Source organism: Azospirillum sp. CT11-132 (assembly GCF_047302835.1).
Taxonomy (GTDB): Bacteria; Pseudomonadota; Alphaproteobacteria; order Azospirillales; family Azospirillaceae; genus Azospirillum.
Map to the genome: position 1 here is coordinate 149382 of NZ_JBGLZA010000003.1, position 13014 is coordinate 162395.

The following is a 13014-nucleotide window of genomic DNA, read 5'->3' on the forward strand; positions in this document are numbered from 1 at the left end:
GTCGACTGAGGCTTGACGCTTGGGTTATAGGATCCGCCTGATCAATCAGGGCGGCGGTTGACCTTGCGGCAATTGAACTGGCGGTTGTTTTCATCCTGTCGTCTGGTCGGGGCCGGTCGATGAGCTTCGTGATCGATGACGTTCTTGTCCGCAACGACCCGGTGGGCGAGCGCCTTCCGGTGCTGTTCGATTCGCCGCACAGCGGCAGCGTCTATCCCGCCGATTTCCGGGTGATCTGTCCGCATCCCCTGCTGCGCCAGGGCGAGGACAGCCATGTGGAGGAGCTGTTCGCCACGGCGCCCGACCATGGCGCCACCCTGCTGTGCGCGCTGTTTCCCCGCACCTGCATCGACGTGAACCGCGCGGTCGACGACATCGACCCGGCGCTGATCGACGGCGACTGGCCGGCGCCGCTGCGGCCGACCCCGCGCAGCACGCTGGGCATGGGGCTGATCCGCAGTATGCTGCGGCCGGGCGTGCCGCTCTATGACGGGAAGCTGCCGGCGGCGGCGGTGGCCGACCGCATCGATCGCTATTACCGCCCCTACCATGCCCAGATGCGGCTTGCGCTGGATGGCTTGGCGGCGCGGTTCGGCGCGGTGTGGCACGTCAACTGCCATTCCATGCCGTCGTCGCTGCGGCCGGACGGGCGCGACCCGCTGGCGGTGGATTTCGTCATCGGCGACCGCGACGGCACCACCAGCGAGCCCGGATTCGTCCGGCTGGTGGCGGAGACCCTGCGCGGCTTCGGCCATCGCGTGGCGATCAACGATCCGTACAAGGGGGTGGAGTTGTTGGCGCGCTATGGCGATCCGGCGCGCGGCCGTCATTCGATCCAGCTTGAGATCAACCGCCGCCTCTACATGAACGAGGAGACGCTGGAACGCCACGACGGCTTTGCCCGGCTGAAGGGCGAGATCGACATGCTGATCCGCCGCATCGCCGACTATGCCGGGCAGCGCCTCTTGCACCGGGCCGCGGAGTAGGCGTCCCGCCGCACGGCCGTTGCGGCGGCGGGTCCGCGTGAGGCGGGCTCAGGCTCCCCGGATCAGCCCTGAGTCACGTGCTCGCGCGCGATGTCCAGGAAATGCGCCATCTGCTTTTCCACCCGGTGTTCGGAGATGTCGACTCCGCGGGCGTTCAGGTCGGCGCACAGCTTGTCCCGGATGTCGTGCGGGCCGGCGGTGGCGATGTCGGTGTCCACGATCTGGCGCGCATAGGCCTCGGCCTCCGCCCCGGACAGCCCCATCAGGTCGGCGGCCCATTCGCCGGCCAGACGGTCGCGCCGGGCGCGGATGCGGAAGAGCAGGTCCGCGTCGTGCTGGAACTTGTTCTCAAAAGCCTTTTCGCGGTCGTCGAAGGTCGTCATGGGGACCCAGGCTCCTTATTGGTTTCGCTCCCGTTTCCAATGATTATATAGCCCGGAAGCGGTTGTCGTCACTGTCCCGCCGCGTCGCAGCCGCGGATATTCTGCAGAGTTTCCTCGGGGCGGCGGGATACCCTTGGGCACCACAAAAGACAAGGCATCGCATGTGCAGCGTGATCCTCCTGCGGCGACCCGACGCAACCTGGCCGCTGGTCGTCGCCGGAAACCGTGACGAGATGACAGGGCGCCCCTGGCTTCCTCCCGCCCGCCACTGGCCCGACCGCCCGAACGTGGTCGCCGGGCTGGACGAACTGGCCGGCGGCTCCTGGATGGGGCTGAACGACGAGGGGGTGGTGGCGATCATCCTCAACCGCTTCGGCACGCTGGGGCCGGAGGCCGGCAAGCGGTCGCGCGGCGAACTGGTGCTGGACGCGCTGGACCATGCCGACGCCGCCGATGCCGCGCGCAGCTTCGCGGACCTCGACATCCGTGCCTATCGCCCCTTCAATCTGGTGATCGCCGACAACCGCGACGCCTATCTGGTCGTCCATCGCGGCGCCAACCCGCGCCACCGGCCGGAGGTGTCGTCGATCCCCGCCGGCGTCCACATGCTGACCGCCTTCGAGCTGGACGACCCGCAGGACCCGCGCACCGCCTTCTATCGCCCGCTGTTCGAGCATGCGGTGCCACCGGCTGTGGACGTCTCCGACGCGGAGTCCTTCGCCTGGGGCGGCTGGCCGGAGTTGATGGGCAGCCGCATCTGGGAAGGCACGCCGGACGAGCGCGGCGCCATGGACTTCCTGCTGCCGAACGGATTCGGCACCTCGTCCAGCTCCCTGCTGGCGGTGCCGCGGGTGGAGCGGCCCGACCTGAACCCGATCTGGCACTTCGCCCCCGGCCGCCCGCATGCCGTGCCCTATGCGCCGGTGGAACTGTGAGAGAGTGCGGCTAACCGGGTCAGGCACATACCGGCCGACAAGATTGACACGGATGTCACGGATTTAGACACGGATTACACGGATTTTTTTGATCTTGCGGACGGTCCGGCTTTTCAGGCAGTCCACAGCTTCGGAACGCCACATCCGTGAAATCCGTGTTCAAATCCGTGACATCCGTGGAGATCTTGCCTCCGACGCCGCGCCTTTCGGGATCAGCGACCGCACAATCCTGCCCTCCCGCCCCCGTCGTTGTGTTCGTGCACCCGGCTTGCTATATCACTCTGGCACATTCCTGGGCCGGCAAGCTCGCTTGACCGGTCCTTACGTATTTGGACGATCACGCGATGACACGACGCCGGCGCATCTACGAAGGCAAGGCCAAGGTACTCTTCGAAGGGCCGGAGCCGGGCACCCTGGTGCAATACTTCAAGGACGACGCCACCGCCTTCAACAACCAGAAGAAGGGCGTCATCACCGGCAAGGGGGTGCTGAACAACCGCATCTCCGAGTATCTGATGAGCCGTCTGTCCGAGATCGGCGTGCCCACGCACTTCATGCGCCGCCTGAACATGCGCGAGCAGCTGGTGCGCGAGGTCGAGATCATCCCGATCGAGGTCGTGGTCCGCAACGTCGCCGCCGGCAGCCTGTCGCGCCGCTTCGGCATTCCCGAAGGCACGCCGCTGCCGCGGTCGATCATCGAATACTACTACAAGTCGGACGAGCTGAACGATCCGATGGTTTCCGAGGAGCACATCACCGCCTTCGGCTGGGCGGCTCCGCAGGACCTCGACGACATGGTCGCGCTGTCGCTCCGCGTGAACGACTATCTGTCCGGCCTTTTCCTTGGCATCGGGCTCAAGCTGGTGGATTTCAAGCTGGAATTCGGCCGGCTGTGGGAGAACGAGGAGATGCGGATCGTCCTGGCGGACGAGATCAGCCCCGACAATTGCCGCCTGTGGGACGTCAAGACCAACGAGAAGCTGGACAAGGACCGGTTCCGCCAGGACCTGGGCCGCGTCGAGGAAGCCTATCAGGAGGTCGCGCGTCGCCTCGGCATCCTGCCGGAAGGCGGGCCGAGCGACGTCAAGGGTCCCAAGACGATCCAGTGACTGCCATCCAATAACCACCCCCTCCACCAACACCCCAAAGCGAGCGGACATCCGATGAAGGCCAAGGTTCACGTCACCCTCAAGCGCGGCGTTCTCGACCCCCAGGGCAAGGCCATCGCGCACGCGCTGCACACGCTGGGCTTCGACGGCGTCGAGGACGTCCGCGCCGGCAAGGTGATCGAGCTGCAGCTCAAGAGCACCGACGAGGCGACCGCCCGCAAGGAGGTCGAGGCGATGTGCAGCAAGCTGCTCGCCAACACCGTGATCGAGGACTACGCCATCGAGCTGGTGGCCTGATCTAACGGTTGTCTGGAGTGGAGCGCGGCCGATGAGCGTTGAACATCTGGCTGCGCTCGACCCCATTTTTGCCGAATGTTTGCGCGTCGGCGGCCCGGTGATCCGCGATTTCACCCGGCCGACCGGATTCGTCGGCCTGCTGCGCATGGTGATGGAGCAGCAGCTCTCCACCAAGGTGGCGCTGGCCTTGTGGGCCAAGCTGCAGGACCGGCTGGGCGACGACGTTACGCCTGAAGCCATCCTGGCGCTGGACGACGAGAATTTGCGCGCCTGCGGCTTCTCCCGCCAGAAGATCGGCTATGCCCGCGGCCTTGCCGAGGCGGTGGCGAGCGGCCGGCTCGATTTCGACGTCATCCATGACCTGCCCGATGAAGAGGCGATCGCCCAGCTCGTCGCGCTGAAGGGCATCGGCCGCTGGAGCGCCGAGGTCTATCTGATGACCACGCTCGACCGGCCGGACATCTGGCCCATCGGCGATCTGGCGATCCAGCTTGGCGTGCAGCGGCTGAAGGGTTGGGCCGACAAGCCGACGGCGAAGCAGCTGATCGAGGTGGCGGAGCCCTGGCGGCCCTACCGCTCGCTGGCTGCGCGGCTGGTCTGGCACCATTACGTCGCGCTGCAGGAGCAGGCGAGGGCGGCGAGGGGCCTGCCACCCTCACGGTGATTGGCTCTCACCCCGCCAGCACCGGCAACCGCCACCCCGCCAGCGTGATCTCCACCGGCAGCCGCGCCAGCACGTCGCCGTCGCCCTGCACCGCATCGGCGAACAGCCCGTCATCCGCCGGCCCGTCGATCCGCACTCGCTTCGCCGTCACCACGCGATACTCCGGAAAGCGCGCCAGCCGCCCGGCGGTGACGCCCCAGACATAGCGCAACGCATTCAGCCGCCCGCCGCGCGGGAACAGGCAGACATGCAGTTCCGGCGCGGTCAGCCGCGCATCCGGCGCGCAGATGAACCGGCCGCCGTAGAAATGCCCCTTGGCGACGATGACCGACGCCACCTCCTGCGGCGGGCCGTCGTCCAGCGTCACCCGATAGCGGTGGTCCGGCCGGGTCGCCAACTGCACCAGCGTTTCGGCCACATAGGCGCCCTTGCCGATCAGCCGCTTCACCCTGGGATCGACCCGCTCCACCACCCGCGCGTCCAGCCCGACCCCGGCCATCAGCGAAAACACGCGCCCGTTGGCCTGTGCCGGCCAGATCATCGTCCGCTGTCCGCCGGCAATCGCCGCGGCAATGCGCTCCGGGTCGGTCGTCAGGCCCAGTTCGGCCGCCAGCACATTGGCGGTGCCCATCGGCACGATGCCGAGCGGCAGCGGCCGGTCCGCGTCGGCATGGACCGCCAGCCCATTGATGACCTCGTTGATGGTGCCGTCGCCGCCGGCCGCAATCACCGCATCGACGTCGGCGGGATCGGCCTCGCGGGCGAAGGCCTCGGCATCGCCGCGCTTGCCCGTCGGCTTGACGGTGACCGACAGGCCGCGCGCCTCCAACCGGGAGACAACCGCGCGCAGCCGCCGCGCCCGCCGCCCGCCGGCCGTCGGGTTGTGGATCACCAGAAGCCGCCGCATATCGACCGCCGCCGCCCCGCCGCCGCCATCGATCTCCGGATCCTCGTTCATCAGCACCGTGTCGCGCACCGATTCGCTCTCCCTGACCGGCGCGTGGGGCGCCTTCTGTTGCAAAACCGTGAAGGGATCACGGCGGTTCCGTTGCAGTAAAAATGCAAGAAGATGACGATATAAGAAATATCCGTGGCGAATAGGTGCGGGTGTTCCAAATCGTTGTCAAGGTGTGCGTCTTTCCTTTATACGGCAGTTGTCTTGATGGCCACCGGCCATGGCGACGACGGAGCGGAAGATGGACGCCGTCCCAGCGGTCAAGCGCTACCGCAGCATTTGGATATCCGACGTTCATCTGGGAACGCGCGGCTGTCAGGCGGAGCTGCTTCTCGATTTCCTGAAACACACCGAATCGGATCACCTGTTCCTGGTCGGCGACATCGTCGATGGCTGGCGGCTGAAGAAAAGCTGGTACTGGCCGCAGGCCCACAATGACGTGGTGCAGAAGATCATGCGCCGCGCCCGCAAGGGTGTGGAGGTCTATTACATCCCCGGCAACCATGACGAGGCGGCGCGCGACTATGTCGGGCTGCAGTTCGGCGGGGTGCATGTGGTGGACGAATGGGTCCACACCACCGCCGACGGCCGGCGCCTGCTGATCACCCACGGCGACAAGTTCGACGCGGTGGTGCGCTACGCCAAGTGGCTGGCCCTGCTGGGCGACCACGCCTATGTCACGCTGCTGCACGTCAACACCCTGTTCAACTGGGTCCGGCGCAGGCTGGGCTTCAATTACTGGTCGCTGTCGGCCTACCTGAAGCACAAGGCCAAGACCGCGGTCGAGTTCATCGGAAAATACGAAGAAGCCCTGGGCGAGGAAGCCCGCCGTCGCAAGGTCGACGGCGTCGTCTGCGGCCACATCCACACCGCCGAGATGCGCGATATCGAAGGAATCCTCTATTGCAACGACGGCGATTGGGTCGAGTCCTGTACCGCCTTGGTCGAGCACGACAGCGGCGCGCTGGAGATCATCCACTGGACGGAGGTCATGGCGCAGCGACTGCCGGCCCCTGGTCCCAGTGCAGGCAAGCTGACGGCGAAGGAACGGGAAGCAGCGTGAACATCCTGATCGTCAGCGACGCCTGGCACCCGCAGGTGAACGGCGTCGTGCGCACCATCGGCACCGTGCGCGATGAGCTGGAGGCGATGGGGCACAGTGTCGAGGTGATCGGTCCCGACCGCTTCCGCACCCTGCCGATGCCGACCTATCCGGAGATCCGGCTGGCGCTGGGGGCGAAGCGGCGGCTGTGGGCGATGATCGAGGGCATGCGGCCCGACTGCATCCACATCGCCACCGAAGGGCCGCTGGGCTTCGCCGCGCGGTCCTATTGCCTGAAGCATGGCAAGCCCTTCACCACCGCCTATCACACGCGTTTTCCCGAATATGTGCGCGACCGCGCACCGATCCCATTGGCCTTGTCCTATGCGGTGGTCCGCCGGTTCCACAAGCCGTCCTCGGCGGTGATGGTGGCGACCCAGACCATCGAGGACGCGCTGACGCACCGCGGTTTCGCCAACATCCGCCGCTGGACCCGCGGCGTCGATACCGACCTGTTCCGGCCCCGCGACAAGGATTTCCTCGATCTGCCGCGCCCGGTGTCGATGTATGTCGGCCGCGTCGCGGTGGAAAAGAACCTGGAGGATTTCCTGCGCCTCGATCTGCCCGGCACCAAGGTGGTGGTCGGCGACGGCCCGGCGCGGGAGGAGTTGCAGCGCAAATACCCCGGCGTCCGCTGGGTCGGCGCCAAGCATGGCGAGGATCTGGCGAAGCATTACGCGGCGGCCGACGTCTTCGTCTTCCCGTCGCGCACCGACACCTTCGGTCTTGTCCTGCTGGAGGCGCTGGCCTCCGGCGTGCCGGTGGCGGCCTACCCGGTGCCGGGCCCGCTCGACGTGGTCGACGGCTCCGGTGCCGGCTGCCTGGACGAAGATTTGAAGCGGGCGGTCGAAGGGGCGCTGGCGATCCCGGCGCAGACCTGCCGGGACTATGCGCTGGGCTATTCCTGGCGCCGCTCGGCCGAACAGTTCCTGTCGAACCTGCGGCCGTTTACGTAAGCGGGGGACCGCATTCCGCTTGGCGAAGATCGGGTGCCATGGTTCCATTTCGCCGGATCATCACTCCCGCGCGAGGTTCCCGGCCATGACCCCCGACTTCCTCATCACCTCCCTGATCGTCGTCGCCTCGCCCGGAACCGGGGTGCTGCTGACGCTGGCGGCAGGGTTGTCGCAGGGCGCGCGCGCCAGCGCGGTGACGGCCTTCGGCTGCACGTTGGGGATCGTGCCGCACATGGCGGCGGCGGTGCTGGGACTGGCCGCCCTGATGCACACCAGCGCGGTGGCGTTCCAGGGGCTGAAGATCCTGGGCGTGCTCTATCTGCTCTACATGGCGTGGGCGACGCTGAAGGAGCAAGGGTCGCTGAGCGTAGAGGCGGACGGGACGAAGCACTCCGCCGGGCGGATGATCCTGCGGGCGGTGCTGGTCAATGTGCTGAACCCGAAGCTGTCGATCTTCTTCCTGGCCTTCCTGCCGCAGTTCGTCAGCGACGCCGACCCGCAGCCGCTCGCCCGCATGCTGGAACTCAGCGGCGTGTTCATGGCGCTGACCTTCGCGGTCTTCGTCGTCTACGGCCTGTTCGCCGCCGCGGTGCGCGATCAAGTGGTCTCCCGCCCGCGGGTGATTGCCTGGATGCGCCGCAGCTTCGCCGCCGCCTTCGCGGCGCTGGGCGCCAAGCTGGCGCTGGCGGAGCGGTGAGGGAGCTCCATCGCACCGTCCCCTGTTACGGAATGGTTGCCGCGTGCTAAGGTGCCGCCGGGCGCGTCGCCGGTTGTCCGTATCAGGGGGACCGGCAACGCGCCCGTTGTCGTACGTTTCCAGTTCCGGGCCTTGATGCTGCAATCCCTCTACCGTGGCCTGACGACCGTCGCCGGGCCGGCGGTGCGCCTCTATCTCGACCGCCGCCGCGCCGCCGGCAAGGAAGACCCCGCCCGTCAGGCGGAGCGGTTCGGCATGGCCTCGCGCGCCCGGCCGGACGGTCCGCTGGCCTGGATCCACGCGGCCAGCGTGGGGGAGGCGAATTCGGTCCTGGTGCTGATCGGTCGGCTGCTGGACAGCGCACCCGACCTGACCGTGCTGATGACCACCGGCACCGTCACCTCGGCCGAGCTGATGGGGCGGCGGCTGCCGGAGCGCGCCATCCATCAATATGTGCCGGTCGATTTGCCGGACGCCGTCGATCGCTTCCTCGACCATTGGCGGCCCGACGCGGTGCTGTGGACGGAATCGGAGATCTGGCCGAACCTGCTGGCCGGCATCCGCGCCCGCTCGATCCCGGCCGCGCTGGTCAACGCCCGCATGTCCGAACGCAGCTTTTCCCGCTGGCGCAACGCGCCCGGTCTGATCGGCGGCTTGCTGTCCACCTTCCAGGTCACGCTGGCCCAGACCGAAGGCGATGCGGAGCGGCTGCGCCGGCTGGGCGCCTCCGGCGTCGCCAGCGTCGGCAACCTGAAATTTTCCGCCGAGCCGCCTCCCGCCGCATCCGACGCGATGGAGCCGCTGCGCGCTGCCCTGGCCGGCCGGCCTGTCTGGCTGCTCGCCAGCTCCCACCCGGGGGAGGACGAGATCGCCGCGGCGGTCCATGCCGCGCTGGCCCCGGCTCTGCCCGGCCTGCTGACGGTCATCGCACCGCGTCATGCCCATCGTGGCGACGTCATCGCCGAGTTGATGCGGGCGCGCGGTTTGGCGGTTCTGCAGCGCACGGCCGGGCACCTGCTGCCGGGGCCGGAGCATGCCGTCTACATCGCCGACACCATGGGCGAATTGGGGCTGTTCTACCGTGCCGCGCCGGTGGTGTGCATGGGCGGCTCCTTCATCCCCCATGGCGGCCAGAACCCGGTGGAGCCGGCGCAGTTGGGCTGCGCGGTGCTGTACGGCCCGCACATGTTCAATTTCGGCGAGATCACCCACATGCTGGAGGCCGCCGGCGGCGCCCTGCCGGTTGCGGACGGCGATGCGCTGACCCGCGAGGCCCGGCGGCTGCTGACCGACGACCGGGCGCGCGAACGCATCGTCGCGGGGGCGGCTCGGGTGACGGCGGACAACCGGCGGATCATTGACCGGGCGCTGGGGGCGCTGTCCCCGGTGCTGGGCGCCGCCGGCATCCGGACCGCTGCCTGAGGGGACGCGGAGCCGTGAAGACCCCCGCCTTCTGGTATCGGCCGCCCGGCCTTGCCTCCACCCTGCTGGCGCCGCTGGGGGCGCTCTATGGGCTGGCCGGACGGCGGCGCCTTGCCGGGACCGTTCCGCGCCGGGTCGGCGTTCCGGTTGCCTGTGTCGGCAATCTGGTGGCTGGCGGTGCCGGCAAGACACCGGTCGGGCTGGCGCTGATCGCGGCGCTGCAGGCTCGCGGGATCGCCGTCCATGCGCTGACCCGCGGCCATGGCGGGCGGGAGGCCGGTCCGCTGGCGGTCGATCCCGGCCGCCATGGCGCCGCCGATGTCGGCGATGAGGCTCTGCTGCTGGCCGGGGCCGCTCCCTGTTGGGTGGCGCGCGACCGGCTGGCGGGGGCGGAGTGCGCGGTCGCTGCCGGGGCAGGGGCCATCGTCATGGATGACGGGTTCCAGAACCCGGCCCTGCACAAGGATCTGGCGCTGATCGTCGCCGACGGCGCCGTCGGATTCGGCAACGGCCGGCTGGTGCCGGCTGGTCCGCTGCGGGAACGGGTGGCCGACGGCCTTGCGCGCGCCGACGCGCTGGTGATCCTGGGCGAGGACCGCCACGGTCTGGCGGCGCTGGCCGGCGGGCACCCGGTGCTGGCGGCGCGGCTGGAGCCCGAATCCGAGGCCGCCGCCCTGCTGGCCGGACGCGATGTCCTGGCATTCGCCGGCATCGGCCGGCCGGAGAAGTTCTTCGCCACGCTGGAGGCGCTCGGCGCCCGCGTGGTCGGGCGGGTGCCCTTTGCCGACCACCACCCCTACCGAGCGGCCGAGGTCGCGGCCCTGATCGACCGTGCCGCGGCGCTGGGCGCCTTGCCTGTCACCACCGCCAAGGATGCCGTGCGCCTGCCGCCGGACCTGCGGGCGCAGGTCGCCATCCTGCCGGTGTCGGTGCGCTGGGCCGACGAGCGGGCGCTCTCCATGCTTTTGACCTCCGTGTTGCTGAAGGGAAGCCCCGATGGCCAAGCCGCGTAGTCCGCTGCAGAAATGGCTGACGCGCCGGATCGGCTATCCGCTGGAGGCGGCGCTTGTCCACACCGTCTGCTGGCTGTTCCGGGTGCTGCCCCTCGACCGGGCCTCGGCGCTCGGCGGCTGGATCGGACGGACGGTGGGTCCGTGGCTGCCCAACAGCGCCCGCGCGCGGCGCAACCTGACTCGGGCCTTCCCGGAGAAGGGCAGGGCGGAAATCGACGCGATCCTGCGCGGCATGTGGGACAATCTGGGCCGCACCATCGCCGAATACCCGCATCTGGAGCAGATCGGCCGCGAACGCACCGAAGTGGTCGGCATCGAATATGTCAATGCGCTGCGCGAGGACGGCAAGGCCGGCATCCTGGTCTCCGGCCATCTGGCGAACTGGGAGGTTCAATCGGTCGCCGCCCGCATGCACGGGCTGGATTTGGGGGTGGTCTATCGCGCGCCCAACAACCCGATCGTCGGCGATTTGCTGGTGAAGCTGCGCGGAGCGGCGACCGGCACTCAGATCCCCAAGGGACCGGAGGGGGCCAGAATCCTGCTTCGTTACCTGACCAAGGGCGGCCATGTCGGCATGCTGATCGACCAGAAGATGAATGACGGCATTCCCGTCTCCTTCTTCGGCCGCGACGCCATGACCGCGCCGGCCGCCGCCGTGCTGGGCATGAAGATGCAATTGCCGCTGTGTCCAACGCGGACCGAGCGGCTGGAGGGTGCGCATTTCCGCATCACCGTCCTGCCGCCGGAGGAATACCCGACCAGCGGCGACCGCAATGCGGATGCGCGAATTCTGATGGAACGGCTGAACCGTCTGTTGGAGGATTGGATCCGCGAAAGGCCGGCGCAATGGCTGTGGATTCACCGCCGCTGGCCGGATTGAACGCCCGCCCCACCGTCCTTCAAGGTTCGCCCGCGATGGCCCTGCCGCTCGACCTCCATCTGCTGCAACTCTATATGGTCGCCGTCTGCGTCCTGGTTCTGGCGCCGGGACCGGACTCGCTTCTGGTGCTGACCCGCAGCATCGCCGACGGCCGGCAGGCCGGGGTGGTGGCGACGGTGGGCATCTGCGTCGGCAACACCGTCCATTCGCTGCTGGCCGCCGCCGGGATCTCCGCTCTCATCGCGGCGTCGGCATCGCTGTTCGACCTGCTGCGTTATGCCGGCGGCGCCTATCTCGCCTGGATCGGCTTGCGGTCGCTGTGGAGCGTCTGGGCCAGCCGCGGCGCCGAGCCCGCGGTCGTGGTCGAGGCCCCGGCCCCGGCGCCTGCGGGCCGTGTCTTCGTCCAGGCGCTGCTGACCAACCTGCTGAACCCGAAGATCATCCTGTTCCAACTGGCCTTCGTGCCGCAGTTCATCGCCCCCGACCTGGGCCATGTGGCGCTGCAGACCTTCATCCTCGGCAACATCATCTCGGTACTGGGCGGCATCTATCTGGTCGGCATCGCGGCACTCAGCGCCGGAGCCGCGCGGCGGGTGCTGTCCAGCCCGCGGGTGCGGACGGCGATGGACGGCATCGCCGGCGTTCTGTTCCTGGGCTTCGCGGTGCGCCTGCTGCTGACCGACCGCAAGTTTGCGTGAGAGTTGGTGGGGACATACCGCAGTCCCCACCCTCACCACAGATCGTCCTCATCCTCCGCCCCGGTGTCGACGTCGAAGGTGGCCGTCTGGCGGACGATCGGGTGGCTGTCCTTCCATTCCTCGAAATCCGACACCACCGCCGGGCGGATGCCGAGCGCCAGCACCGGGCAGCCGCCGCCGCGGCCGGCGTCCAGGCGGTAGAGCAGTTTCTTCATCCAGGTGGTGCTGGCGCCGTATTTGTTCTGGAAGTTCTTCATCTCCACCCGCCGCGCCACCTCGGTGAACAGCGGGATCAGTTCGGCGCTGCGGGTCAGCAGCACGCCGGCATTGATGATGCCGCATTCGTAGAAGGTGCGGGCGGCGTAGAGGTCGCGGTCGAAGGTCTGGTCCTTGCTGTTCCATTCCAGGTCGAAGGACACGCGCTCCTTCACGAAGTCGATCTTGTGCCCGTCGATGAAGCCGTTGACCTTGTACAGCTCCTCGCGCTGGCGCTGCTCGGTCACGGTCTGGCCACGGTTCTTGCCGGCGACGCGGCGCTTTTCCTCGTGGGTCACGATCATCTTGGTGATGAACAGGTCGCCGCGGATGCGCGTCTCGTTCCAGCCCAGCGGGTTCAGCATCCGCTCCATCGTCTTGGCGATCTGCGACTTGTTGCCGCCCGACGCCACGATGTCCTCGGTGCGGATGCGGAACTCCATCAGCCGTTCGGTGATCTCGCGGAACTCGGCCGTGCAGGCATAGGCCAGGATGCGCGCGGCGTTGCGGTAGCTGTGCACCTCGTACAGGTCGAGGAAGCCCGGCGGGAACAGGTCGCCCAGGTCGGGATCCCGCGCTTCGATCAGCGGAGCCTTGTCGTGGATGCAGGCAAGCAAATTCATGACGGCACATGCGCGATGGAAAACGGCGCCACCATGGCG

The 13014-nt window shown here is 68.2% G+C and carries 15 protein-coding genes; 12 read left to right on the forward strand and 3 right to left on the reverse strand.

What is annotated here, in order from left to right; all coding sequences use genetic code 11:
- The first annotated feature begins 119 nt into the window (after positions 1-119).
- Entirely contained in the window at positions 120-986 is an 867-nt protein-coding gene (locus ACCD06_RS06495; RefSeq protein ID WP_413339584.1) for an N-formylglutamate amidohydrolase, read from the forward strand.
- 62 nt (positions 987-1048) lie between these two features.
- On the opposite strand, the gene ACCD06_RS06500 is transcribed toward ACCD06_RS06495, so the two are convergent.
- Entirely contained in the window at positions 1049-1369 is a 321-nt protein-coding gene (locus ACCD06_RS06500; RefSeq protein ID WP_109076338.1) for a DUF1476 domain-containing protein, read from the reverse strand.
- A 161-nt stretch (positions 1370-1530) separates the two neighbouring features.
- Between ACCD06_RS06500 and ACCD06_RS06505 the strand changes: the two genes are divergently transcribed.
- From ACCD06_RS06505 to ACCD06_RS06520, 4 genes are all read left to right on the forward strand, one after another.
- Positions 1531-2304, forward strand: a complete 774-nt coding sequence (locus ACCD06_RS06505; protein WP_413339586.1) for an NRDE family protein — start codon at positions 1531-1533, stop codon at positions 2302-2304.
- Positions 2305-2648: 344 nt separating this feature from the next.
- Entirely contained in the window at positions 2649-3413 is a 765-nt protein-coding gene (gene purC, locus ACCD06_RS06510; protein WP_042697247.1) for a phosphoribosylaminoimidazolesuccinocarboxamide synthase, read from the forward strand.
- 54 nt (positions 3414-3467) lie between these two features.
- Entirely contained in the window at positions 3468-3710 is a 243-nt protein-coding gene (gene purS / locus ACCD06_RS06515; RefSeq protein ID WP_014246942.1) for a phosphoribosylformylglycinamidine synthase subunit PurS, read from the forward strand.
- Between the two features lie 31 nt (positions 3711-3741).
- On the forward strand, positions 3742-4374 hold the full coding sequence (locus ACCD06_RS06520) for a DNA-3-methyladenine glycosylase family protein (RefSeq protein ID WP_413339589.1): 633 nt from the start codon (positions 3742-3744) through the stop codon (positions 4372-4374).
- Positions 4375-4381: 7 nt separating this feature from the next.
- On the opposite strand, the gene ACCD06_RS06525 is transcribed toward ACCD06_RS06520, so the two are convergent.
- Positions 4382-5350 carry a diacylglycerol/lipid kinase family protein gene (locus ACCD06_RS06525; protein WP_413339591.1) on the reverse strand — a complete coding sequence of 323 codons (969 nt, stop codon included), beginning with the start codon at positions 5348-5350 and terminating at the stop codon, positions 4382-4384.
- A 220-nt stretch (positions 5351-5570) separates the two neighbouring features.
- Between ACCD06_RS06525 and ACCD06_RS06530 the strand changes: the two genes are divergently transcribed.
- From ACCD06_RS06530 to ACCD06_RS06560, 7 genes are all read left to right on the forward strand, one after another.
- Complete coding sequence (locus tag ACCD06_RS06530; protein WP_136705191.1) at positions 5571-6392, forward strand: UDP-2,3-diacylglucosamine diphosphatase; 822 nt, start codon at positions 5571-5573, stop codon at positions 6390-6392.
- Complete coding sequence (locus ACCD06_RS06535) at positions 6389-7387, forward strand: glycosyltransferase family 4 protein (protein ID WP_413339593.1); 999 nt, start codon at positions 6389-6391, stop codon at positions 7385-7387. Before ACCD06_RS06530 ends, ACCD06_RS06535 begins: the two co-directional genes overlap by 4 nt.
- An 85-nt stretch (positions 7388-7472) precedes the next feature.
- Entirely contained in the window at positions 7473-8084 is a 612-nt protein-coding gene (locus tag ACCD06_RS06540; protein ID WP_109076343.1) for a LysE family translocator, read from the forward strand.
- Between the two features lie 135 nt (positions 8085-8219).
- A complete protein-coding gene (locus tag ACCD06_RS06545; protein WP_413342462.1) occupies positions 8220-9506 on the forward strand; it encodes a 3-deoxy-D-manno-octulosonic acid transferase in 1287 nt (428 codons plus the stop codon).
- A gap of 14 nt (positions 9507-9520) precedes the next feature.
- Positions 9521-10519: a tetraacyldisaccharide 4'-kinase gene (gene lpxK / locus ACCD06_RS06550; RefSeq protein WP_413339595.1), complete on the forward strand. Its 999-nt coding sequence runs from the start codon at positions 9521-9523 to the stop codon at positions 10517-10519.
- Entirely contained in the window at positions 10503-11399 is an 897-nt protein-coding gene (locus tag ACCD06_RS06555; protein ID WP_413339597.1) for a lauroyl acyltransferase, read from the forward strand. The genes lpxK and ACCD06_RS06555 overlap by 17 nt, the downstream gene beginning before the upstream one ends.
- Positions 11366-12097, forward strand: a complete 732-nt coding sequence (locus ACCD06_RS06560) for a LysE family translocator (protein ID WP_247871406.1) — start codon at positions 11366-11368, stop codon at positions 12095-12097. Before ACCD06_RS06555 ends, ACCD06_RS06560 begins: the two co-directional genes overlap by 34 nt.
- 32 nt (positions 12098-12129) lie before the next feature.
- Here ACCD06_RS06560 and ACCD06_RS06565 read toward each other — a convergent pair whose 3' ends face one another.
- The gene (locus ACCD06_RS06565) at positions 12130-12975 is read right to left on the reverse strand and encodes a BglII/BstYI family type II restriction endonuclease (protein WP_109154403.1); all 846 of its coding nucleotides are present in this window, start codon (positions 12973-12975) and stop codon (positions 12130-12132) included.
- Positions 12976-13014: the final 39 nt, after the last annotated feature.